Raw genomic sequence first — 22,631 nt, forward strand, 5'->3', positions numbered from 1 at the left:
AAATTAATTCGTGCAAATTCGTGTAATTCGTGGCAAAAAAACCTTTATTTAATTCCGCCAAAAGCTCCGAAACACATGTTTTTGTGTAAAATTTCAACTTTTGAAAAACCTACTCTTTTCATCAAGTCCAATTGATAATTCATAGATCTTGGAGTGTCTTCTTTTTCAATATAATCCAAAACTTTCTGACGATACTCCGCCCCTCCTATTCCTTCCAAATATTCGCCATAACGTTGCCAAGTATATTCATTTAACAAATCGGTATCTTGTGTGATTAAATCAGAAATCATTAAACAGCCTCCAGGCTTCAATAATTTGAATAATTTAGTGAAAGTCGTTTCCCAATCATTATCATCGCGCAAATGATGCAAAACCGCTCCAGCCAAAACAATATCAAAACTTTCTTCTTCCAAATCTACTTCACGAATATCGCCTTGCTTTATTTCGACTTTTCCGTTTGTTACTGCCGAAATCCTTTCAAAAGCACGATCCAACATTGGCAAACTCAAATCGACCAAAGTGCAATTTAAGTTCGGCACTTTAGACAACATCATTAAAGTATAATTTCCTGCTCCACAGCCTACATCCAAAACATTTTTGGCATTCGGCACAATTCGTTTTGAAGCTTCAGTTATTAATTCTAAAGAAATTGTAGCATCAATTGTAGCCACTTGTCCAGTTTCTAAATTTGAAAATCGTTCGACATCATTGTCAAATCGTTCTTTGATTTCTTCAATAGTTGATTTTTTCATGGTCTTTTGTTTTTTTAAATTTTTCACGCTCCCGATAGCTATCGGGATTAAAAGAGATTAAGGCAGATTTAAAAATGATTTTCTTTCTCTTATTCTTTACGATTCAAGTAAAAAAAAAATCTGCTTTGATCAGCTTAAATCTGCTAAATCTGCGTGAAACTTATTTTTTATTTTTCTTTAATCTCTCGCAGATCAAGCAGACAAAACGAATCTTTTTGCTATTATATGATTGGGATATTATTATGATTAAGATGATTTATCTAAATTAATAATCTGCTAAATCTGTTTAAATCTGCGAGAGGGTTATTTTTATATTTCAAAACTACTTCTTTCATAAATACTTTAAAAATACTATTTTTATCAATTAATAATACCTTAAAAGTATCATGGAGTTACGTCACCTAAAATATTTTTTGGCTGTAGCCGAAGAACTGAACTTTACCAAAGCCTCAGAAAAACTCTTTATTTCACAACCGCCATTAAGCCGACAAATTGCAGAATTAGAAGAAGAACTTCAAGCAAAGCTTTTCATTCGAAACAATAAAAAAGTAGAACTCACCGAAGCTGGAAAATATTTTAAAGAAGAAGTAACAGCACTTTTTCAAAACTTAGAACATATTTCTATCAAAACAAAAAAGATTGCAGAGAACGTTTCAGGCGAATTCAGAATCGCTTACATCAGTTCGATTTATTCTTCTGTCATTTCAGATTTAATAAAACATCTGAAAGCACAGTTTCCTTACGTTAATTTCAAACTTTTCGAAATTTCCACAACCAAACAAATCGACGCTTTAGAACAAGGAAAAATCGAAATGGGAATTATTAGATCGCCCATTCATTCACCAAAAATAAAATCGCATTTATGGTTTAAAGACGGATTTTCATTGGTTTACAATAAAAATGCTTTTCAAATAAAATCAGAAAGCGATATTTTAAAACTAAAAGATGAAACATTTGTATTCTTCAATAAGGATTATGCACCACATTATCATGAAGTTTTGTTGGAACTTTGCGCTTTTTATGGCTTTACGCCGAAGATTATTCACGAAGCGAATAACATTAACTCAATCGTACAATTAGTAAAAAACGGATTGGGAATTTCGATTGTTCCTTCAAATATTGCAAAAAACAATCAAGATCCTGGAATTGGTTTTGTGGAATTGAAAAAAGTCAATTTATATACCAAAGTTTCCTTAATTACTTCAAAAGATGATCATTCAGAAATCACGCAATCTGCTGTTGCCTTTTTGTTGCCACAAAGGCGCTAAGGCGCAAAGTTTTTCTTTTGAAAATAGCCATAAAGTTATGTCCTCCTGAGCGAAGTCGAAGGACACGCACTGTATGGATTTAGCATGCGACCCTTCGACTTCGCTCAGGAAAACAAAAAATGAGAAAAAACTTTGTGCCTTAGCGCCTTTGTGGCCATAAAAAAAATTCGTTACAAATTAGTACAGAAATCCACATCAGAAAAACAGAACTTTTAAATACCTTAGCAAACTATAATTCCATTCCATAAAAATTAATATAAAATGGCTGAACAATCTTCAATTCAGTGTCCAAACTGCGGAACCCCTATCGATGTCAATGATGTTTTAAAACATCAATTGGAAGATAGCATCCGTAAAGAATTTCAACAAAAAGCAAACGTACAAAACCGCGAATTAGAGCTTAAAAACGAGCAATTGGAAAAAGCTAAATCCGAATTTGAAGCGAAGAAAAAACAGGAAAACGAACTTTTTGCTGAACGTTTGGAACGCGAAAAAAAGACCGCAGAGAAAGAAATTTCAGAAAAGCTGAAAGCAAAACTGGAAGAAGAAAACAAAGACCGTTTGTTATTGATGGAAAAAGAACTCTCTGAAAAATCTGAAAAAATCAGAGAATTGAATAAAATGGAAGGTGAAATCGCAAAATTACAGCGCGAAAAACTGGAAATGAAAGAAGCAATTCAAGCTGAAGCAGAAAAGCAATTAAACGCGCAATTGGCTTTGGAACGCGAAAAAATTAGAAAACAGGAAGACGATAAAAACGAGTTGAAATTCAAAGAACTTCAGAAACAGCTCGAAGAACAAAAAAAGCTGACTGAAGAAATGAAACGCAAGCAAGAACAAGGTTCGATGCAATTACAAGGAGAAGTAATGGAATTAGCGATTGAAGAATGGCTGGCCAACAATTTCCCGCTTGACAGTATTGACGAAATTAAAAAAGGTGCAAACGGTGCCGATTGTCTTCAAGTCGTAAACACGAGAGAGCACCAAAATTGCGGTTCTATTTATTACGAAAGTAAAAGAACTAAAGCGTTTCAGCCATCTTGGATTGAGAAATTCAAAAATGATATTAGAACCAAAAGAGCCAATATTGGTGTTTTGGTTACCGAAGTTATGCCTTCAGGAATGGACCGAATGGGAATGCGCGACGGAATCTGGATTTGTACGTACGAGGAATTTAAAGGCTTAAGTGCCGTTTTACGTCAGTCTTTAATTCAAATTAATCAAGCCGTTCAAGCACAAGAAAACAAAGGCGATAAAATGTCGATGTTATACGATTTCCTTACAAGCAACGAATTCCGTTTGCAGATTGAAGGAATTGTAGAGGGCTTTACAACAATGCAAAGTGATTTAGATTCTGAAAAAAGAGCAATGCAGAGAATTTGGAAACAAAGAGAAAAACAAATCGAAAAAGTAGTTCATAATACTTTAGGAATGTACGGTTCAATTCGTGGTATTGCCGGAAATGCAGTTCAAAGTGTGAAAGCTTTGGAATTGGATTTTATTGAAGGAGAAGAAGAATCAGAAAATGATGAACCTAAAGAATTGTTTGAATAAGATTAAAATATCCTAAAAAAATCTCTCGCAGATTTTGCAGATTGAGCAGATAAAAATCAATTTAATCTGTGAAATCTATTACAGAAAAAAATCTGCTCAATCTGCCAAATCTGCGGGAAACAATAATAAAACCAAACCTTTAATCCACCTTCTTAAAAACAGCCAATTTCCCCGAAGGATTCAACAAAGTCAATTGATTATTTCCAATAGAGTAAGTTGTCGTGCTTTGCAAAGCTTTCAAAAACTCTCCTTCTTTATTCCCTTGTGGACAAGCCATTAAAGTCGAAACTACTTTCGTGAAACGCAAAAGATCTTTCTCATAAAAGATTTGTCCGGTTATCGAATTACATCCGCCGTAACCCATAAATCTATTTTCAGCTGAGTTGATCTCGATTCTCGGAAATTCTTTCTGGAAATCAGTCGCAAAAACTTTATAGCCGTTTAATTCTTCTAGAACCCAAATATCATGAAGACGATAATCAGTTAAATATTTTCCGCAACCACTAAGTTTTTTAGCTTCTAATTCTGAATTATTTTTGATTTCTACTTTAACGCTATAAGGCGAAATCGCACCAGACATAGAATCTTGACAATCCAATTGCTGAATTGTAATAGTTGCTGAAGTAGTTTCATTACTTACTTTATACATTTTCACATTAGCATCCATTGCTCTAATCGCATCAACAGCAGGAAAAACAATTTTTTCTTTTCCTGGAATTAATGATGTAAAGACAATTTCCTCATTCCCTATTTTGATTCCCCAAAACGGTTCATTTCCAGTGCCTTTAAAATAATATTTTAAATCTTCTTCTGTTGAAATTGTTGAAGTTGTTCCAGCAGAATCTTTATTTGCGGTCGTTTTGCAACCTATCATTACAATTGACAACAACAATATTGAAAGTATTTTTTTCATGAGATTTCAGTTTAAAATGCATTTCTTTTCCAAAACACCTATAAAATTCTTATGAATTTACGACATTTTTTCGAAACGCTTATTTAGAATCCTTTCAAATTTAAAAAAACTAAGTAAGTCAAAAATCATTCAAAACCCGCACTACGTATAAGATTAAGACAAAATACGTAGACTACTAAATAGAGCTAGTATTTAAAAATATTTATTTTACGTATTTTTATAAGTATTAATACTTATATTTGCGTAGTAATACTTAATTAAAGAAATCATGATTAGAGTAATAGTAGTTGGAAACGGCATGGTTGGTTATAAATTTTGCGAAAAGTTTGTTGCAAAATCAGGACAAGAAAAGTATCAAATCACAGTATTTGGAGAAGAGCCAAGACGCGCTTATGATCGCGTTCACTTAAGCGAATACTTTGGAGGAAAGACTGCAGATGATTTATCACTCTCAACAACCGAATGGTACGAACAAAACAATATTATTCTAAACACGTCTGAGTTAATTACAGATATTAACCGTGATGTAAAAACAATACATACGCACTTAGGCAAAACGCATACGTACGACTACTTAGTTTTAGCTACAGGTTCTTCGGCTTTTGTACCGCCTATCGAAGGTGTAGAAAAAGAAGGTGTTTTTGTATACAGAACCATCGAAGATCTAGATGCAATTATGTCTTACGCTAGAAAAATAAAACAAAAAGGCGCTACAGAAGCAGCTGTTTTAGGCGGTGGTTTATTAGGGTTAGAAGCTGCAAAAGCGGTTCGAGATTTAGGATTGAATCCGCATGTGGTGGAATTTGCTCCTCGTTTGATGCCAAGGCAATTGGATCAAGGCGCGAGCGATATGCTTCAATCAAAAATAGAAGAATTAAACATTGGAATTCATCTTAACAAAGCTACGCAATATATTGACGGAAAGGAAAATATAACAGGAATGATGTTTGCAAACGACGAATTGTTAAAAGTAGACATGTTGGTTATATCTGCCGGAATTAAACCTCGCGACGAACTGGCAAGAGTTTCAGGGCTTGAAGTTGGCGTTAGAGGCGGAATTGTGGTAAACAATCAAATGCGAACATCAGATCCTTCTATTTTTGCGATTGGCGAAGCGGCGCTTTACAACCAAAATATTTACGGACTTGTTGCTCCAGGTTACGAAATGGCCGATGTCGCTGCTGAGCAAATCTTAAATGGTGACAAAACCATGAGAGAAACCATCGATATGTCAACACAATTGAAATTAATTGGTGTTGAAGTTGCGAGTTTTGGTGATCCTTTTATCGAAAACGAACATGTTACTGCAATAGTTTACGAAAATAAATTAAGTGGTATTTATAAAAGAATCAACATTACAAAAGATTCTAAAACACTTTTAGGCGGAATTCTAGTTGGAGATTCTAGTGATTATAATTCGTTATTTCAGATTTATAACAACGGAATGGCGCTGCCTAAAAATCCAGAAGATTTGATTTTAGGTTCTCGCGACGGTTCTGAAGGTTCTTCTTTAGGAAGCGTAATGGATTTGCCAGATACAGCCGTAATTTGTTCTTGCGAAAATGTTACGAAAGGTTCTATCTGCTGTAAAATTTTAGATGAATCTTGTGCGACATTTTCAGATGTTGTAAAAGCAACGAAAGCGACTTCTGGATGTGGAGGCTGTAAGCCAATGGTTTCTGATTTGGTAAAAGCAACTCAAAAATCTTTAGGAAAAGAAGTAAAAGAGGTTATTTGTGAGCATTTCAGCTATACACGTCAGGAATTATTCGATTTGGTGAAAATCAACAAATACGAGAATTTCTACGATGTTTTAGATCATCACGGAAAAGGCGACGGATGCGAAGTTTGTAAGCCAGTTGTAGCTTCTATTTTCTCAAGTATTTATAATGATACTGCCAACAAACACGTAACAACACAAGATACAAACGATAGATTCTTAGCGAATATTCAACGAAACGGAACCTATTCTGTTGTTCCAAGGGTTGCCGGAGGTGAAATTACAGCTGAGAAATTAATCGTAATTGGCGAAGTAGCAAAACAATTCGATTTGTACACTAAAATCACTGGGGCGCAAAGAGTTGATTTATTTGGCGCACATTTAAGTGATTTGCCAAAAATCTGGAAAATCTTAATCGAAAATGGTTTTGAAAGCGGTCATGCTTATGGAAAATCACTTCGTGCTGTAAAAAGTTGTGTTGGAAATGCTTGGTGCCGTTACGGAATGGACGACAGTGCCGGATTTGCGATCGAATTAGAAAACAGATACAAAGGAATTCGTTCTCCTCATAAATTAAAAGGTGGTGTTTCTGCCTGCATTCGCGAATGCGCCGAAGCACGCGGAAAAGATTTCGGTCTAATCGCTGTTGAAGGCGGATGGAATTTATACATCGCAGGAAATGGTGGAGCGAATCCAAAACATGCGGTTCTTTTAGCTGAGAAAATTGATAAAGAAACTGTAATCAAATACATGGATCGTTTCTTAATGTATTACATCCGCACCGCTGGCCCACTTATTAGAACTTCAACTTGGTTAGAAAAACTAGACGGCGGTTTAGAATATTTGAAACAAGTAATCATTGAAGACAGTTTAGGAATCTGCGAAACACTTGAAGCTGAAATGCAAACAATGGTCAATACCTTCGAATGCGAATGGAAGCAAGTTCTAGAAAAGCCAAGATTAATGAAACGTTTCAATCATTTCGTAAACTCTGATGACAAAGACGACAACATTGCCTTTGTTCCATTAAGAGATCAAAAAATGCCAAAAGCTTGGTCATAAAATAAATAATTTAAACACATAGAATCATAGATCAACTAAACTTAAAAAAGGCGTTTCACTTGCATTAATACACATAGCTCTATGTGTTAGAAACTAGTTTCTTTTAATTTTCTATTTCTCAAACAAAAAACAAAAAATCTATGTTTCTATGTGTTTAAAATAAAGCTCCAAAAAAAAGAAAAAAAAATCATTAAACGTTTGCTGTCCTTCTTACCCTCTTTTTACTGCGCCATCATAACTCTCATGATTGTAAAAGAGGGCTAAGAAACAGGAACCCAAAACTCAATCAAAATGGAAGAAATCTTAAATCAATACGAAACAGTTCACGCAAGCGATGTAACAATTTGGTTCAAAGCTGGTAAAGTAGAAGATTTTCCAACCAACCGAGGAGGCTGTATCAAATACAAAAACAAACAAATCGCGATTTTCAATTTTGCGCGCCGAAATCAATGGTACGCTTGCCAAAATGCATGTCCGCACAAAATGGAAATGGTACTTTCAAGAGGAATGACTGGTTCTGCAGATGATATCCCGAAAATTGCTTGTCCAATGCATAAAAAAACATTTTCATTGGTCGATGGTTCTAACTTAAACGGCGAAGATTATAGTATTGCAACTTACCCTATTAAAATTGTTGAAGATGAAGTTTTTGTAGGGTTTGTAGATTAGACTTTTTTAAGATGACGTTAAAAGATGAAAGAAGCAAGAAGCAAGATTTGAAAAACTTTGAGCAATCTTTCCTCTTGCTTCTTGCTTCTCCCTTTTCGACTTTTGACTTTCGACTTTCCCACTAAATTCCGTATCTTTGAAATCTATTATCCAACCAAAAAATGAATACACCTTTTCAAAAAGCAAGCGAGTGGATTGATGCTGAAAACGCTCAAGATCCCAACATCGAATTAGATCAAAACATCGAATATCCAAAAGAATTATTGTATTCGAATAGGATGTATGAAAAACTGATGCAGTTTGAACCCAACGCTTCAGAAGAAGTTCAAATTGCTTCAAAAGCACAGCACATCTGTCGTTGGAAAGTGGCTCGCGAATCGTATCCAATGGATCGTGTTGGCTATTTAAAATGGAGAGAAGAATTGAAAAAATTCCACGCCAAAACTACAGCAGAAATATTAGTAAAAGCGGGATATGACCAAACTTTCATAGATCGTGTTTCTTTCTTAATCGAAAAAAAACTGCTGAAAAAAGATGCTGAAACGCAATTACTAGAAGATGTAATTTGTTTGGTATTTTTAGATTATTACTTAGAACCTTTCGTTCAAAAACACGATGATGAAAAGCTGAAAAACATCATCAAGAAAACTTGGGATAAAATGTCGGATAAAGGACATGAGAAAGCTTTAAAAATCAACTATTCTGAAGAAAATTTAAACCTAATAAAAGCTTCTTTGGGATTGTAAAAAGATATGAAGAAAAGCAATCAGGAAGCTGCAGAAAAAATCACTTTCAAAAATTTACGACGACTGTATTTTTTTGCGCTTCTTACTATTGCCTTAACCATAATTATCAGTCAGTTTCTAGTTCAATACAATCTGAATCAACAATTAAGCGATTCTAAAATCATTAATTTTTCTGGAAAACAAAGAATGTTGAGCCAGAAAATTGTCAAAGAAGTTCTGATTTTACATTACGTTTCTGATTCGGCTACAGCCAAAAAAACTTCGCACTTAAAAGAGGTTTTACAGCTTTGGAAAAAGAACCAAAACGCACTCGAAAACGGAAGTGACAGCTTGTCTTTTCCTAAAGAAAAAAGCGAAACGCTAAATAAATTGTATCTGGAAATCAATCCGATTTTCAATAAAATTGCGCAGACAGCCGATTCTTTTTTACTTATTTTAGAACAGAAAAAATCAGTTTCTGAAAATCAAAAACTAGTTCAAACTATATTAGAAAACGAAGGACTTTTCCTTTCTAAAATGAATCAGATTGTAACTCAATACGATCTTGAAGCACACGAAAAAGTAACCGAACAACGCCGAATTGAATATTGGATTTTCGGTTTTACTTTACTTGTTCTGCTTTTAGAATTTTTCTTTATTTTCAAACCAACCAACAAGAAAATCGAAAGATTAATTGCTCAACTTTTATCTTCTGAAAAGAAAGCTTTAAAACTGGCATACGACACCGAAATTATCAGTGAAATCAAAGAAAACTCAGTAAAAGAATTAAAATCGCTTAACTATGCGATGGAAAACACTTTGCTATATTGCCGAATTTCACCAGACGGTTCGATCATTCATATTGGAGAAAAATTCGCCAAACTTTTAAATTACACCAAATTTTCATCCAACAAAAAATTCTCTGAAGTACTTACTGAAGACGAAAAAGAACAGGTTAATTTTGATCGTCTAATTTTCGAAAAACAACGAAGTGGCTGGCAGGGCGAAATCAAAATCGTAAACAAAGACGAAAAAGAAATTTGGCTTGATTTATCGATGGTTCCTGTAATGATTAAAAAAGACGAACTGGAACTTTTAATTGTTTGTTTTAACATCACCGAACGTAAAAAAGCACAACGTGAAGTTGAACGTTTGAACCTTGAAAACACAACCGAAAAAATCAATCAGCAGAAGATTATTTCAAGTAAAATTGTTGAAAATCAAGAAAACGAACAAAACCGAATAGCCAAAGAAATTCATGACGGAATTGGCCAAATGCTTACGGGTTTAAAATTCAGTTTAGAAAGCATTAATCTAGATGATAGAGAAAAATCAGAACAGAAAATTGAGTATTTAAAGAAACTTTCTTTAGATATTATAAAAGGTGTAAGAACGGCAACTTTCAACTTAATGCCACCAGAATTAAGCGATCACGGAATCGTTTCGTCGCTTTCAAAACTAACGCAGGAACTTTCTAAATTAACTGGAAAAGAAATTCTTTTTTACAACAAAACCGATTTTGACCAACGTTTAGATTCTTTAATCGAAATCAATATTTACCGTCTTACACAAGAAGCGATAAATAACGCCATAAAATACGCGGAATCATCGCATATCATTGTACAGCTTTCACACAGTGAAACACTTTTAAGCATAATCGTAGACGACAACGGAAAAGGTTTCGACGTCAATTCAGTCGATAAAAAACGCAACAGCGAATCTGGAATGGGACTTCTATTTATGAAGGAAAGAATCCAATACATCAATGGTCGTGTGTTTATGAACTCTATTCCTGGTGAGGGAACTAGGATTACTTTTAATATTCCGATTCTAAAATGAGAAAATGTGGCAATTTGATAATTAGATAATTTTTCGCAATGAAATAATTTTCTAATTGACACATTAACTAATTATCTAATTACATCTCAGCATTTACCTCATTTTTGTCATCTCGACGAAGGAGAGATCTCCACAAGAAACTCCGCAATCTTAATCGATAATCTTTGTCAAATCCCGCGTGAGATTCCTCCTTCGTCGGAATGACAATCTTTACGAGTAAAACTTTGTCAAAGCTGAACATCCAGAATTTGAAATTTGAAATTTCTCTATTGGAATTCTTCCCTAGATTTCTAATGATTTTTTAATGTTAGAATTTGGAATTTAAAAATTTTGGAATTTATTTTTAAAAAAGTACGTATATTAGCGTCTTCTTTATAGATGAATATACGTAAAAATCCAGAATCTAAATTAAGTAAACTATGAGTAATATCATTCGTGTAGTATTAGCAGATGACCATGTTTTTGTTAGAGACGGAATCAAATCTTTACTGGAAAACGAAGCAAACATCGAGGTTGTGGGCGAAGCAATTGATGGTGCAGATGCGCTTGAAGTTGTTGTAGCTACAAAACCTGACTTACTTATAGTAGATATTCGTATGCCTAACTTAACCGGCATCGAGGTAGTAGAAAAACTTAGAAGCGAGAATAATACCGTAAAAATCATCATGCTTTCGATGCACGAATCGGAAGAATATGTTTTGAAATCGATAAAAGCTGGAGCTGATGGTTATTTACTAAAAGGTTCAAGCAAGGAAGAATTTTTAAAAGCGCTTCATAATGTTGCTGCTGGAGGAAAATATTTCAGTGGTGATATTTCGTCTATTTTAATTGGTCAATTGACAAATTCGTCAACATCATTAGAACCTAAACAAACTTTAGGCGAAGAAATGATGATTACGAAAAGAGAAAAAGAAATACTTACGCTTTTATTATCTGGAAAAGGAAACAAAGAAATCGCCGAAGCCTTAGATATCAGTAAACGAACTGCTGAAGTACACCGTTTTAACTTAATGAAAAAACTGAAAGTCAAAAACCTAATGGAACTTTCTAATAAAGCTGCAGAGTATTCTCTAATTTAAAAAAATACGTATAAATACGTAATTATTTTTCAAAAACTGCGTTTTAGCAGGTTTTAACTAAGTTATAGTACTTATTTTTACATAAAAATATAAGTGCTATGAAAAATACAAACTCACTATCGCAATCACACAAAATTTTATTTTTGAACACATTGGCATTTACAGTGTGTTTTGCCTGTTGGACATTAAACGGGGTTTTAGTAACCTTTTTAGTTGATAACGGAATTTTCCATTGGGATGTTATTCAAGTTGGATGGCTTCTTGGAATTCCGATTTTGACAGGATCAATCATGCGTCTCCCAATCGGAATCTTGACGGATAAATTTGGTGGGAAACATGTTTTTTCGCTTTTATTGCTGCTTTGTTCGATTCCGCTATTTCTCCTTCCCTACGCTGACAGTTTCGCCATGTTCGCTTTACTAAGCTTTTTATTCGGAATGGTTGGAACTAGTTTTGCTGTCGGAATTGGCTATACTTCAATCTGGTATCCAAAAGAATGGCAAGGCCGTGCACTCGGAATATTCGGTATGGGAAATGCTGGCGCCGCAATTACGACATTTTTAGCGCCTTCATTATTAAATCATTTTTCAATTGATGATCCACAAAACGGCTGGAAAATTCTTCCTGTTATTTACGCTATATCATTAGTAGTAATTGGTGTTGCCTTTTTAATTTTCGCTCAAAACAAAAAAATAGAAAGTAGCGGTAAAACTATTTCACAAATGCTTACACCTTTAAAATCGCAAAGAGTTTGGCGTTTTGGAGCGTATTACTTTTTAGTTTTCGGATGCTTTGTGGCATATTCTCAATGGTTATTGCCAAATTTCATGAACGTTTACCAAACCAGTTTAGTTATGGGCGGTTTGTTTGCAACGATGTTCAGTTTGCCTTCTGGTGTAATTAGAGCTTTCGGAGGTTATTTGTCTGATAAATTCGGAGCAAGAAAAGTAATGTATTGGGTTTTGGGTTCTTCAGTAATTCTGAGCGCTTTATTATCAATCCCTAAAATGGAAATCACGACTTCTGGTCCTGGAATCTTGGCCGCTAAAAAAGGAGTTGTAAACGAAATCAGCGATAAAACTGTAAAAATTGGAGATAAAGAATATCCTATCAATCAAAAAACTGCCAATACAGCTACATCAGAAAATGCCATTTTCCCAACTACTTCAAGCTGGCAGGATGTTGTTGTTTCTCACAATCAAAGTGTTGCTAAAAAAGAGCTAATCGCAAAAGGCGTTACCGTAATTAAATTTGACGCAAATATGTGGGTATTTCTAGTTTTAGTAATTCTAATTGGAATTTCTTGGGGAATTGGAAAAGCTGCAGTTTACAAACACATTCCAGAATATTTCCCGAATGAAGTCGGAGTTGTCGGCGGAATGGTCGGAATGATTGGCGGTTTAGGAGGTTTTTTCGGTCCAATTATCTTCGGATATTTATTAACTGCAACCGGAATTTGGTCAAGTTCATGGATATTTATTTTAATATTTTCAACTATTTGCTTAGTTTGGATGCATTACACTATAACCCAACTATCTAGTAAAAAAGAAGTTAAAGTAAGTAAAGCAAAATTAGAGCCTGCGTATTAGAATTAAATTAAAAAAAAATTAGAAATATGATTACAATCATATTATAAGACGGTATTTTCTTATAAATTTACCCCCGATATAAACCAAATAATTTATGAAAAAACTTAAACTAATTTTAATACTTATCGTAGGATTAAGTTTCGAAATCCAAGCCCAAGAATTAGATGTAAATCTTCAACTCAGACCACGTTTTGAATATAGAAACGGATACAAGCAACCGTTGCTTTATGGACAAGAAGGAACATCGCAAATTTCACAACGCTCTCGTTTAGGCATTAATTACAAACAAGAGGATTTAATCGTAAAATTGACTTTGCAAAATACCAGAACATGGGGTGATGTACCAAGCACAACTACTGCCGATAAAAACGGAGTAGCAGTTTTCGAGGCTTGGGCACAATACAATTTCACTGAAAAATGGAGCGCAAGAATGGGACGTCAAGTGCTTTCTTATGATAATCAGCGTATTCTTGGAGAATTGGATTGGGCACAACAAGGACAAAGCCACGATGCGTTAACAGTTTCTTATCATGATAAAAGTCAAAAATTAGATTTTGGAGGCGCATACAACTCCAATGCCGAAAACCTTGTTCAAACACCTTATAATGTAGCTAATATGTATAAAACTATGCAATATGCATGGTACCACAATCAATTCAGCGAAAATTTAGGTGCAAGCTTTTTATTGCTGAACACAGGTTACGAATATGCTAACGCAGATGCAAAATTATTAGTGGATTACAAACAGACTTTCGGACCGTATTTGACTTATAAAACAGGCAAATTAGACACTAGTTTTTGGTTGTACGGACAAACAGGAAAAAGCACTGATTTACAAGTAAGCGCTTGGAATGCTGCTGCCAATTTAGGATATCAAATAACAGATACTTTTAAAGCTGGCTTAGGTTACGAATTTTTATCTGGAAAATCTTCAAATGACGGAAGTACAGTAATTAAATCTTTCAATCCGCTTTTTGGAACTAACCACGGATTGAATGGTTATATGGATTATTTTTATGTTGGAAATTACACCAACAGCTTTGGTTTACAGGATGCCTTTATCAAATTAAATTACAATGTAAACAAATGGCAGTTTGCTTTGATTCCGCATATATTTTTAACTGCTGCAGATGTTGTTACGCCTGTAAATGAGAAATTAGATTCGTATTTAGGAACTGAAGTTGATGCAACTTTTGGATATAATTTCAAGAAAAACATAACAGTAACTGGAGGTTATTCTCAAATGTTTGGATCTAAAACAATGGAATTTGTAAAAGGAGGAGACACTAGCCATACTAATAACTGGGCTTGGCTAATGATTTCTGTAGATCCGAAAATTTTTAGCTGGAAAAAATAAATTTTCTTCAAAATTAACTGATATATTTTACCCTTTTTCTATTTCGAAAAAGGGTATTTTTTTTTGTTAATAAAATTCTAAATATATGCTTTAATTATTTATATTTGAAGCGATTAAGACCCCCCAAATTCTATCCTAATGAAACCATTCCTAAAATTATCTATGCTAACCTTTTTGGTTACTCAAACTGGTATTGCTCAAAAATTCAGCGATGCCTTAATTTCAAAAGGCTCAGAAATCAATTTCGCCAAAACACAAAAAAGAGGCATCAAGAAAAACAACATTGTCTACTATGTTGAAAATGATTTACAAACCATATCTGCTTACAAAAGAAAGAAGTTGAAATGGCAAACCAATGTCATTTCTGTTTGCGGAAATCCCCAAAAAGGAAATCCTGAAATAAGATATATTGGTTACAATTCAGATAAACTTCTTATCGTGATGGGAAAACATCATTTTGCAGAAATTGACATCAATTGTGGCACAACAAGACTTGTTGGTTAAGAATAAAATTATGATTAAAATACATCTTTAAAATGCCTTTTTTCAAAACTGAAAAAAGGCATTTTTTTGTTCTTAAAGAAACTGATTTTAAACTTCTAAATAAGTATATTTGATAAGGATTTCAGTTATTTTAATTACTTAAGAGCTATTTTAAACATGAAACTCATCGCTTGGAATTGCAATATGGCATTCAGAAAAAAAGCTCAATTTCTCCAAGCTTTCAATCCTGATATTGTCGTAATTTCTGAGTGTGAAAGTCCTGAGAAACTCAAATTCCCAGACAACACAAAATTACCTTCCGATATTCTTTGGTACGGAACAAATCCGAATAAAGGTATTGGCGTTTTTTCTTATGGCGATTATCGATTTCAGCTTTTAGATTGTCATAATCCCGATTTTAAAAACATTCTTCCAATTGCCGTAACTGGTGAAAAATTTGACTTTACCCTTTTTGCTATTTGGGCAAATAATCCCGCAGATAAAGATGGTGCTTATGTGACCCAAATTTGGAAAGCGATTAATTATTACGAAGATTTAATTCAAGAAACCAAAACTATTTTAATTGGAGATTTCAACAGCAACACGATTTGGGACAAACCGCGAAGAGAAGGAAATCACACCACAGTTGTAAATAAATTGGCAGAAAAGAAAATTTTCAGCACCTATCACAAATACTTCAATCAAGTTCAAGGCAAAGAAGAACATCCAACTTGGTATCTGTATCGCCATGAGAACAAACCATATCATCTTGATTATTGTTTTGCTTCAAATGACTTTATCGAAACTTTAGAGCATGTCGAAATCGGAAGTTATCAAGATTGGACAATGTACAGCGATCATAAACCTTTAATCATTAAATTCAATATATAAACTAAATGAACAACACCTGGACTCAAAGATGGGACGACCGTTACAAAAGCGAAGAATTTGCATACGGTGAAGATCCCAACAATTACTTAAAAGAACAAATCGAAAAATTAGAAATAGGCTCGATTCTTTTCCCTGCTGAAGGCGAAGGAAGAAATGCCATTTTCGCAGCAAAACTAGGCTGGAAAGTTTCTGCTTTTGATATTAGCGAAGAAGGCAGAAACAAAGCACTTCTTCTCGCAGAAAACAATAATGTTTCTATTGATTATCAAGTTGGAGAATTGGAAACTTTAGATTTTCAAGAAGAGCAATTTGATGCAATTGCTTTAATTTATGCACATTTTCCAGCTTCAATCAAATCTGAAATTCACAAACAACTGAATCAACTTTTGCAAAAAGACGGAATTATTATTTTTGAAGCTTTCAGCAAAAAACATTTAGAATATGTAACCAAAAATGAAAAAGTCGGCGGACCAAAAGACATCGAATCCTTATTTTCGATAGAAGAAATCAAAGCTGATTTCCCAAATTATGAAATCATCGAATTAGAAGAAAAGGAAATCGAACTCAACGAAGGTTTATTCCATAATGGAATTGGTTCTGTGATTCGTTTTATAGGAAGAAAAAAATAAAAATACGACGTAGAGACACACAACAAAGCGTCTCTACAAAAAAACTTAGCATCTTAGAATCTTAGTAACTTAGAACCTTAAAAATATTTATGCTCCATAATTTCTGATCTTAATTCTGAAATTCCCAAAATCCCAACACGTTTACCTTCTGTTTTAATCAAAGCTTCCTTTTTAAGACTTGATAAAATACGAATAGCCTGTTCTTCGGTAGTTCCAGCAAAATCTGCGATTTCCTTTCGCGAAAGCTCAATATCAATCAAACCGTTTGTTTGTCCGAATTTGCGATGAATATAAAGCAGTAAATCAATTACACGTTCACGAACATTCATGTGAGCAATCTTTCGGATATTATTTTCACTTTTATTCAATTCTTCGGCATAAAACAACATTAAAGCATACGTAAATTCAGGAACGTGCTGTAAAATTTCCTGCATGGTTTCGTTACTAAAATTACACAATACAGTATCTTCCAGCGCATAAGCTCCAATTAAATAACGTTTGCTCGTTCCGAAACCGCGGAAACCAATAATATCTCCATTTGCGGTTAAGCGAACAATTTGTTCCCTACCGTTAATTCCAGTTTTTACCGTTTTCGCTTTTCCTTTACAAATAAAATAAAGTCCCTGCAACGGCGCGCCTTCCGTAATAAAACGATCAGATTTTTTACAGATTACATTCTGTTTTTTAGAAATATAACCTGCCATTTGCTCTAAATGCAGGTGCTTCTTGATAAAACAATTTTCATTCGTACAGGAATAACATACCGCTTGATCTGCTTTCATGAGTCCTAATTTTTAGCACGTTAAAAACTAATTTGTTGTTCCTCATTTATTTTTATCAAAAGTAAAAAAATAAATCACAAATTAAGTATTAATACTTAAAAAATACTTATTTTTGTTTCAAGTTAAGTAAGTGATTTATTTAAAACCGAAACGTGATGCAAAGTACTAAGATCAAAACTACCTGTTCCTACTGTGGCGTTGGCTGTGGTATAGTCGTGACCAACGATGCTAAAAATGGTGTTATGGTCGAGGGCGATAAAGATCATCCTGTAAACAAAGGAATGTTGTGTTCTAAAGGAATGAATCTGCACTACGTAGTTAATGATACTTCTGACAGAATTTTATATCCCGAAATGCGCGGTAGCAAAAATTACCCACTGGAACGTGTAAGTTGGGATACGGCTTTGGATCGCGCCGCGGCAGTTTTTTCTTCTATCATAAAAAAGCACGGACCAGATAGTGTTGGCTTTTATATTTCAGGACAATGTTTGACTGAGGAATATTACTTAGTCAATAAACTTGTAAAGGGGTTTTTGAAAACCAATAATATTGATACCAATTCCAGACTTTGCATGAGTTCTGCGGTTGTGGGCTATAAAAAGACTTTTGGAGAAGATTCTGTACCAATTGCTTACGATGATATCGAATTGGCAGATACTTTTTTAATTACAGGCGCAAATCCGGCTTGGTGCCACCCTATTCTTTTCAGACGATTAGAAAAACATAAAGAGAAAAACCCGAAAACGAAAATAATTTGTATTGATCCGAGGCGAACAGATACGGCTGTTTTTTCCGATTTACATTTACAGATTATTCCGGGTTCAGACATTATTTTATATCATGCCATTGCGAAACGCATTATCGAAAAGGGTTACGTAGATCATGATTTCGTTAAAAATCACGCAGAAAATTTCAAACAATATAAAGACTTAGTTTTAGGAACTTCGCTTGAAAAAGCTTCCAAACTTTGTGGTATTCCTGTAAACGACATCAAACTAGCAGCTGATATTATCGGAAAAGCAAAGGGATTTATTTCGCTTTGGGCGATGGGATTAAATCAAAGTGCAGTTGGAGTTGATAAAAATACGGCTTTACTAAATTTATCCTTATTAACAGGCCAAGTTGGAAAACCTGGCTCTGGACCATTTTCATTAACAGGTCAGCCCAACGCAATGGGCGGACGCGAAGTGGGGGGAATGGCTACACTTTTGGCAGCGCATAAAGACATCGCCAATCCAACGCATCGTAAAGAAGTTGCCGACTTTTGGGGCGTTGACGAGATATCAGATAAACCGGGTTTAACAGCTACAGAAATGTTTGAAGCCTTAGAATCTGGAAAAATGAAAGCCGTTTGGATAATTTGCACCAATCCGTTAGTGAGTTTACCCGATTCTAGAAGAGCCGAAAAAGCGCTTCAAAATGCAAAATTCGTTGTTGTTCAAGATATTTCGCATAATGCAGACACAGCAAAATTTGCTGATCTATTATTGCCTGCCGCAGGTTGGTTAGAGAAAGAAGGAACAATGACGAATTCAGAACGTCGTATTTCTTTTCTACCAAAAGGAATCAACGCACCGGGAGAAGCACTTCCAGATATTGAAATCTTGATTCGTTTTGCTAAAAAAATGAATTTCAACGGATTCAATTTCAATAGTGCCGAGGAAGTTTACAAAGAACATTGCGCACTTACCAAAAACACGAATATTGATATTTCATTCTTAAATTATAATCGTTTAAAATCCGAAGGAACTTTTCAATGGCCGGTTCCAGATTACAATCATCCGGGAACTCCACGATTGTTTACAGATAAAAAATTCTACACGCCTTCTGGAAAAGCAATTTTTAATCTACCTGTTTCTATCGAAAATACATCTGTGCAACCAAATGATGAATTTCCTTTTATTTTGACAACAGGAAGAATTCGCGATCAATGGCATACGATGACCAAAACTGGAAAAGTATCTCGTTTATTAACGCATATTCCGAGTCCGGTTTTAGAAATAAATCCGATTGACGCTTTTAAAAATGATATTAAAAAAGGCGATATTGTAGTCGTTTCTAGCAAAAACGGAGAAGTTCGTGTAAAAGCAAAAGTCACCGATTCTATCAAAGAAAAAGTTGTTTTCTTACCGATGCATTGGGGAAAACAGCTTGAAAATGATTTGAATAGAACGAATAATTTAACGAATATAGTTGTCGATCCCATTTCAAAAGAACCTGATTTTAAGTTCACAACGGTTTCGATTAAGAAATATGTAAAACCATTTCAAAAAATTGCGATTGTTGGTGCTGGAGCGGCTTCTTTCAGATTCATTCAAAACTATCGTGAATTCAATTCGACTGACGAAATTATTGTCTTTTCGAATGAAATAAATCCATTTTACAACCGCGTTTTGCTTCCCGAATATATGACGGGAGAATTTACTTGGGAACAACTTCTAAAAGTCAAAGACGGCGAAACTTTCAATAAATTGAAAATTACAATGAAAGCTGGAGTTTCTGTTGACAAAATAGATACTAAACTAAAAACGATTACAGACAGTCAAGGCGAAACTCATACTTTTGATTCATTGATTATGGCAACAGGAAGCCGTCCTTTTGTTCCTGAAAATGCACAACTTCATCTTCCGGGACGTTTTACCGTGAGAAGAAAAGAAGATGCTGATCGTTTAAAAAAACATCTAGACAGCACCAATCTTCCGCCAGAAGAACAGCATGTTGTCATTATCGGCGGCGGATTATTAGGATTAGAATTAGCTGCCGCTTTAAAACATAAAAAAGTAAAAACTACGATTATTCAGCGCGCTTCTCGTTTGATGGAACGTCAATTGGACCGAATTTCGAGCAAATTATTAGCCGAGGAAGTTCAGCTTCGTGATATTCAAATTTATTTTGATAATGAAGTTAGTACTGTTTTCGAAACTGATAATCCGAATGAAATTGAGATTGCTTTAAAAAGCGGAAAAATCATTACGGCAAATGCGATTGTCTATACGATTGGAACAATTCCGAATATAGAAATTGCACGTGAAAGCGGTTTAGCATGCGGACGCGGCGTAAAAGTAAATCAGTATTTACAAACTTCAAATCCAGATATTTTTGCGATTGGAGAAATAGCCGAATTCGAAAATAAATTGTTCGGAATTACTTCTGCAGCCGAAGAGCAAGCTAATATTCTGGCGAATTTCCTTGCGGGCGATATCAGCAGTTATTACAAAGGCTCGATTTTAATGAATATTTTAAAATTAGAAGACATCAACCTTTGCAGTATTGGCGATTTGACAATTCCAGAAAATGATGATTCGTATGAAGAAATTGTTTTCACCGATTTGAAAAAACGTTATTACAAAAAATGCATCGTAAAAGATGATCTTTTAGTCGGTGCCATTTTAATGGGCGATAAAAACGAATTTGCCGAATTCAAAACGATGATTGAAAGCAAAATCGAATTATCAGACAAACGAAATACGCTTTTAAGAGGAAGCTCAAATGCAAAACCTGTTTTAGGAAAATTAGTTTGTTCCTGCAGTCAAGTCGGAGCTGGAAACATTGAAGAAACCATCAAAAGTGGTGTCAACGATTTCACCGAATTATGCAAAAATACAGGCGCAGGTTTAGGCTGCGGAAGTTGTAAAACAGAAGTAAAAGAGATATTGGCGAAGTGTAAATAAGTTTTCAGTCGCAGTCGCAGTTTCTAGTGAATACTGCAACTGAGACTGAAAACTGAGACTGAGACTGTAAACTAAAGAAAAATGGAACTAACAAGATTAATAGTAAAAGGAGGCGTTATTTCGCCTGGGGAATTACGAGAAGTAGTAAATATTGCTTTGGAAGAAGGACTGGATTCTATTTCGTTTGGTTCAAGGCAAGATATTATTTTCCCAAAAGGGTTTAAATCTTTGGACAAAACCACTTTAGGAAAACATCATTTTGTTTATCCCGATCAGAAAAGCGGCAATAATATTGTTTCTTCTTATGTTTCGACCGATATTTTTAGAAATACAAATTGGCTGACTGGAAACCGTTTTTTATATGTTTTAGAAGAGTTTAAAGAACAGCCTAAATTAAAAGTCAACATCACCGATCCGAAGCAGCAATTGGTTCCGTTGTTTACAGGACATTTGAATTTTATCGCTTCAGAGCTTGAAGATTATTGGTATTTATACATTCGTCTTCCAAAATGGGAGAAAATGGAAGTTTATCCGGTTTTACTTTACAGCTGGGATTTGGCTAAAATTTATTATGAAATCGAGAAAATCTCAGAAGAAGATTCCCAAGATATAGAAATGCTTTTTACTTTGGTAAGCGAAGCTTTAGACACCAATAATCGAACAATCGCCAAACCGCTAAATATTCCGTTTTATCCATTTCCGTATTACGAAGGAATGAACAGAATGGGAATCGATCAATATTGGCTGGGATTATATTGGAGAAATAATTTATACGATTTGGATTTCCTGAAAGAAATGTGCGATTTGTGTTTTGAATGCAAAATCGGGAAAATCTGTATTACGCCTTGGAAATCTTTCATCATCAAAGGAATTCCGAAAGATCGAAAATTAGAATGGGAAAAATTTCTTGGAAAAAGAGGAATCAACGTTCGTCATTCGCTATTAGAATTAAACTGGCATTTACCCGTTGCAATGGAATGGGCGTTGAACTTGAAAACGTTTCTGGTTAGAACATTAGATCAATTCGATATCAGTACCTACGGATTAAATTTCGGAATTTCAGAATACAATCGTGACGGACATTATTTTACTTCGATTGTCATCGAAAAAAACGAACTTCCTGCGGCTTTAGAATCCATTAAAATTAGAGATACTTATAATGTTTTGTTTGCGAAAAATTTCGACCCTAATACGCGCGAATACATTGTTCATTCACAGGATATTGACAAACTGGAACTTCCAACTATTTTAATAGAATTAAGCCGAAAATATTTCGATGAACTTGGAAATTCGACTTCAGAAGCAGCTGAAAATCCGCAGAAAAAAGAAAAACCTCAATTAGATATTTACCAATGTCAAGAATGTCTAACGCTTTATAATTCGGAATATGGAGATGAAACTCAAGGAATTCCAAAAGGCATTTTATTTGAAAATCTTCCTGAAAATTATTGCTGTTCTCTTTGCGAAGCACCAAAAAGCAATTTTAGAATATTGGAAGCAGTTGAAAATTAATGAGTTCTAAAAACTGCCGTATTTTGTATTCAAAAATTGCGTATATTTAGCTTAACTAAGAATTCGCATTAAAGCATTGTACTTCAAAAGCTTTAAATACAATTGGTTAACATCTATTACTCAATTAAAAATACAG

Annotated in this window: 17 protein-coding genes; 14 read left to right on the forward strand and 3 right to left on the reverse strand. The window is 34.4% G+C overall.

The genetic code is table 11. From position 1 onward, the window contains the following. Positions 1 to 44: 44 nt before the first annotated feature. A complete protein-coding gene (locus ACE01P_RS13040) occupies positions 45 to 752 on the reverse strand; it encodes a class I SAM-dependent methyltransferase (RefSeq protein WP_379698429.1) in 708 nt (235 codons plus the stop codon). A gap of 386 nt (positions 753 to 1,138) precedes the next feature. On the opposite strand from ACE01P_RS13040, the gene ACE01P_RS13045 reads away from it, so the two are divergent. Together ACE01P_RS13045 and ACE01P_RS13050 are read left to right on the forward strand one after the other, a co-directional pair. Next, positions 1,139 to 2,020, forward strand: coding sequence for a LysR family transcriptional regulator (locus tag ACE01P_RS13045; protein ID WP_379698432.1), 882 nt, complete (start codon positions 1,139 to 1,141; stop codon positions 2,018 to 2,020). 261 nt (positions 2,021 to 2,281) lie between these two features. Next, positions 2,282 to 3,574, forward strand: a complete 1,293-nt coding sequence (locus tag ACE01P_RS13050; RefSeq protein WP_379698434.1) for a DUF2130 domain-containing protein — start codon at positions 2,282 to 2,284, stop codon at positions 3,572 to 3,574. A gap of 139 nt (positions 3,575 to 3,713) precedes the next feature. Here the strand turns inward: ACE01P_RS13050 and ACE01P_RS13055 are convergent, their stop codons facing one another. Further along, entirely contained in the window at positions 3,714 to 4,487 is a 774-nt protein-coding gene (locus ACE01P_RS13055) for an META domain-containing protein (RefSeq protein ID WP_379698437.1), read from the reverse strand. Positions 4,488 to 4,755: 268 nt separating this feature from the next. Here ACE01P_RS13055 and nirB point away from each other — a divergent pair, with 268 nt between their 5' ends. The 10 genes from nirB (at position 4,756) to ACE01P_RS13105 (ending at position 16,530) form a co-directional block, all read left to right on the forward strand. Then, positions 4,756 to 7,269 carry a nitrite reductase large subunit NirB gene (gene nirB / locus ACE01P_RS13060; protein ID WP_379698439.1) on the forward strand — a complete coding sequence of 838 codons (2,514 nt, stop codon included), beginning with the start codon at positions 4,756 to 4,758 and terminating at the stop codon, positions 7,267 to 7,269. 291 nt (positions 7,270 to 7,560) lie between these two features. Beyond that, on the forward strand, positions 7,561 to 7,938 hold the full coding sequence (gene nirD / locus ACE01P_RS13065; protein WP_379698441.1) for a nitrite reductase small subunit NirD: 378 nt from the start codon (positions 7,561 to 7,563) through the stop codon (positions 7,936 to 7,938). Positions 7,939 to 8,099: 161 nt separating this feature from the next. Further along, positions 8,100 to 8,684, forward strand: coding sequence for a DUF4202 domain-containing protein (locus ACE01P_RS13070; protein WP_379698443.1), 585 nt, complete (start codon positions 8,100 to 8,102; stop codon positions 8,682 to 8,684). A gap of 6 nt (positions 8,685 to 8,690) precedes the next feature. After that, positions 8,691 to 10,502: an ATP-binding protein gene (locus tag ACE01P_RS13075; RefSeq protein ID WP_379698446.1), complete on the forward strand. Its 1,812-nt coding sequence runs from the start codon at positions 8,691 to 8,693 to the stop codon at positions 10,500 to 10,502. Between the two features lie 419 nt (positions 10,503 to 10,921). Beyond that, positions 10,922 to 11,581 carry a response regulator gene (locus tag ACE01P_RS13080; RefSeq protein ID WP_379698448.1) on the forward strand — a complete coding sequence of 220 codons (660 nt, stop codon included), beginning with the start codon at positions 10,922 to 10,924 and terminating at the stop codon, positions 11,579 to 11,581. 98 nt (positions 11,582 to 11,679) lie between these two features. Further along, complete coding sequence (locus ACE01P_RS13085) at positions 11,680 to 13,170, forward strand: nitrate/nitrite transporter (protein ID WP_379698451.1); 1,491 nt, start codon at positions 11,680 to 11,682, stop codon at positions 13,168 to 13,170. A gap of 94 nt (positions 13,171 to 13,264) precedes the next feature. Continuing rightward, positions 13,265 to 14,527, forward strand: a complete 1,263-nt coding sequence (locus ACE01P_RS13090) for an alginate export family protein (protein ID WP_379698453.1) — start codon at positions 13,265 to 13,267, stop codon at positions 14,525 to 14,527. A gap of 138 nt (positions 14,528 to 14,665) precedes the next feature. Then, positions 14,666 to 15,031, forward strand: a complete 366-nt coding sequence (locus ACE01P_RS13095) for a hypothetical protein (RefSeq protein ID WP_379698455.1) — start codon at positions 14,666 to 14,668, stop codon at positions 15,029 to 15,031. Between the two features lie 156 nt (positions 15,032 to 15,187). Then, a complete protein-coding gene (locus tag ACE01P_RS13100; protein WP_379698458.1) occupies positions 15,188 to 15,901 on the forward strand; it encodes an endonuclease/exonuclease/phosphatase family protein in 714 nt (237 codons plus the stop codon). Between the two features lie 5 nt (positions 15,902 to 15,906). Continuing rightward, on the forward strand, positions 15,907 to 16,530 hold the full coding sequence (locus ACE01P_RS13105; RefSeq protein WP_379698461.1) for a class I SAM-dependent methyltransferase: 624 nt from the start codon (positions 15,907 to 15,909) through the stop codon (positions 16,528 to 16,530). Between the two features lie 77 nt (positions 16,531 to 16,607). Here the strand turns inward: ACE01P_RS13105 and ACE01P_RS13110 are convergent, their stop codons facing one another. Next, positions 16,608 to 17,312: a Crp/Fnr family transcriptional regulator gene (locus ACE01P_RS13110; protein ID WP_379698464.1), complete on the reverse strand. Its 705-nt coding sequence runs from the start codon at positions 17,310 to 17,312 to the stop codon at positions 16,608 to 16,610. A 155-nt stretch (positions 17,313 to 17,467) separates the two neighbouring features. Here ACE01P_RS13110 and ACE01P_RS13115 point away from each other — a divergent pair, with 155 nt between their 5' ends. After that, positions 17,468 to 20,983 (forward strand): molybdopterin-dependent oxidoreductase, encoded by a 3,516-nt coding sequence (locus ACE01P_RS13115; protein ID WP_379698467.1) that lies wholly within the window; start codon positions 17,468 to 17,470, stop codon positions 20,981 to 20,983. A gap of 81 nt (positions 20,984 to 21,064) precedes the next feature. Further along, on the forward strand, positions 21,065 to 22,495 hold the full coding sequence (locus ACE01P_RS13120) for a rubredoxin (protein ID WP_379698470.1): 1,431 nt from the start codon (positions 21,065 to 21,067) through the stop codon (positions 22,493 to 22,495). Positions 22,496 to 22,631 lie beyond the last annotated feature (136 nt).

Source organism: Flavobacterium sp. HJSW_4 (assembly GCF_042436695.1).
Taxonomy (GTDB): domain Bacteria; phylum Bacteroidota; class Bacteroidia; order Flavobacteriales; family Flavobacteriaceae; genus Flavobacterium.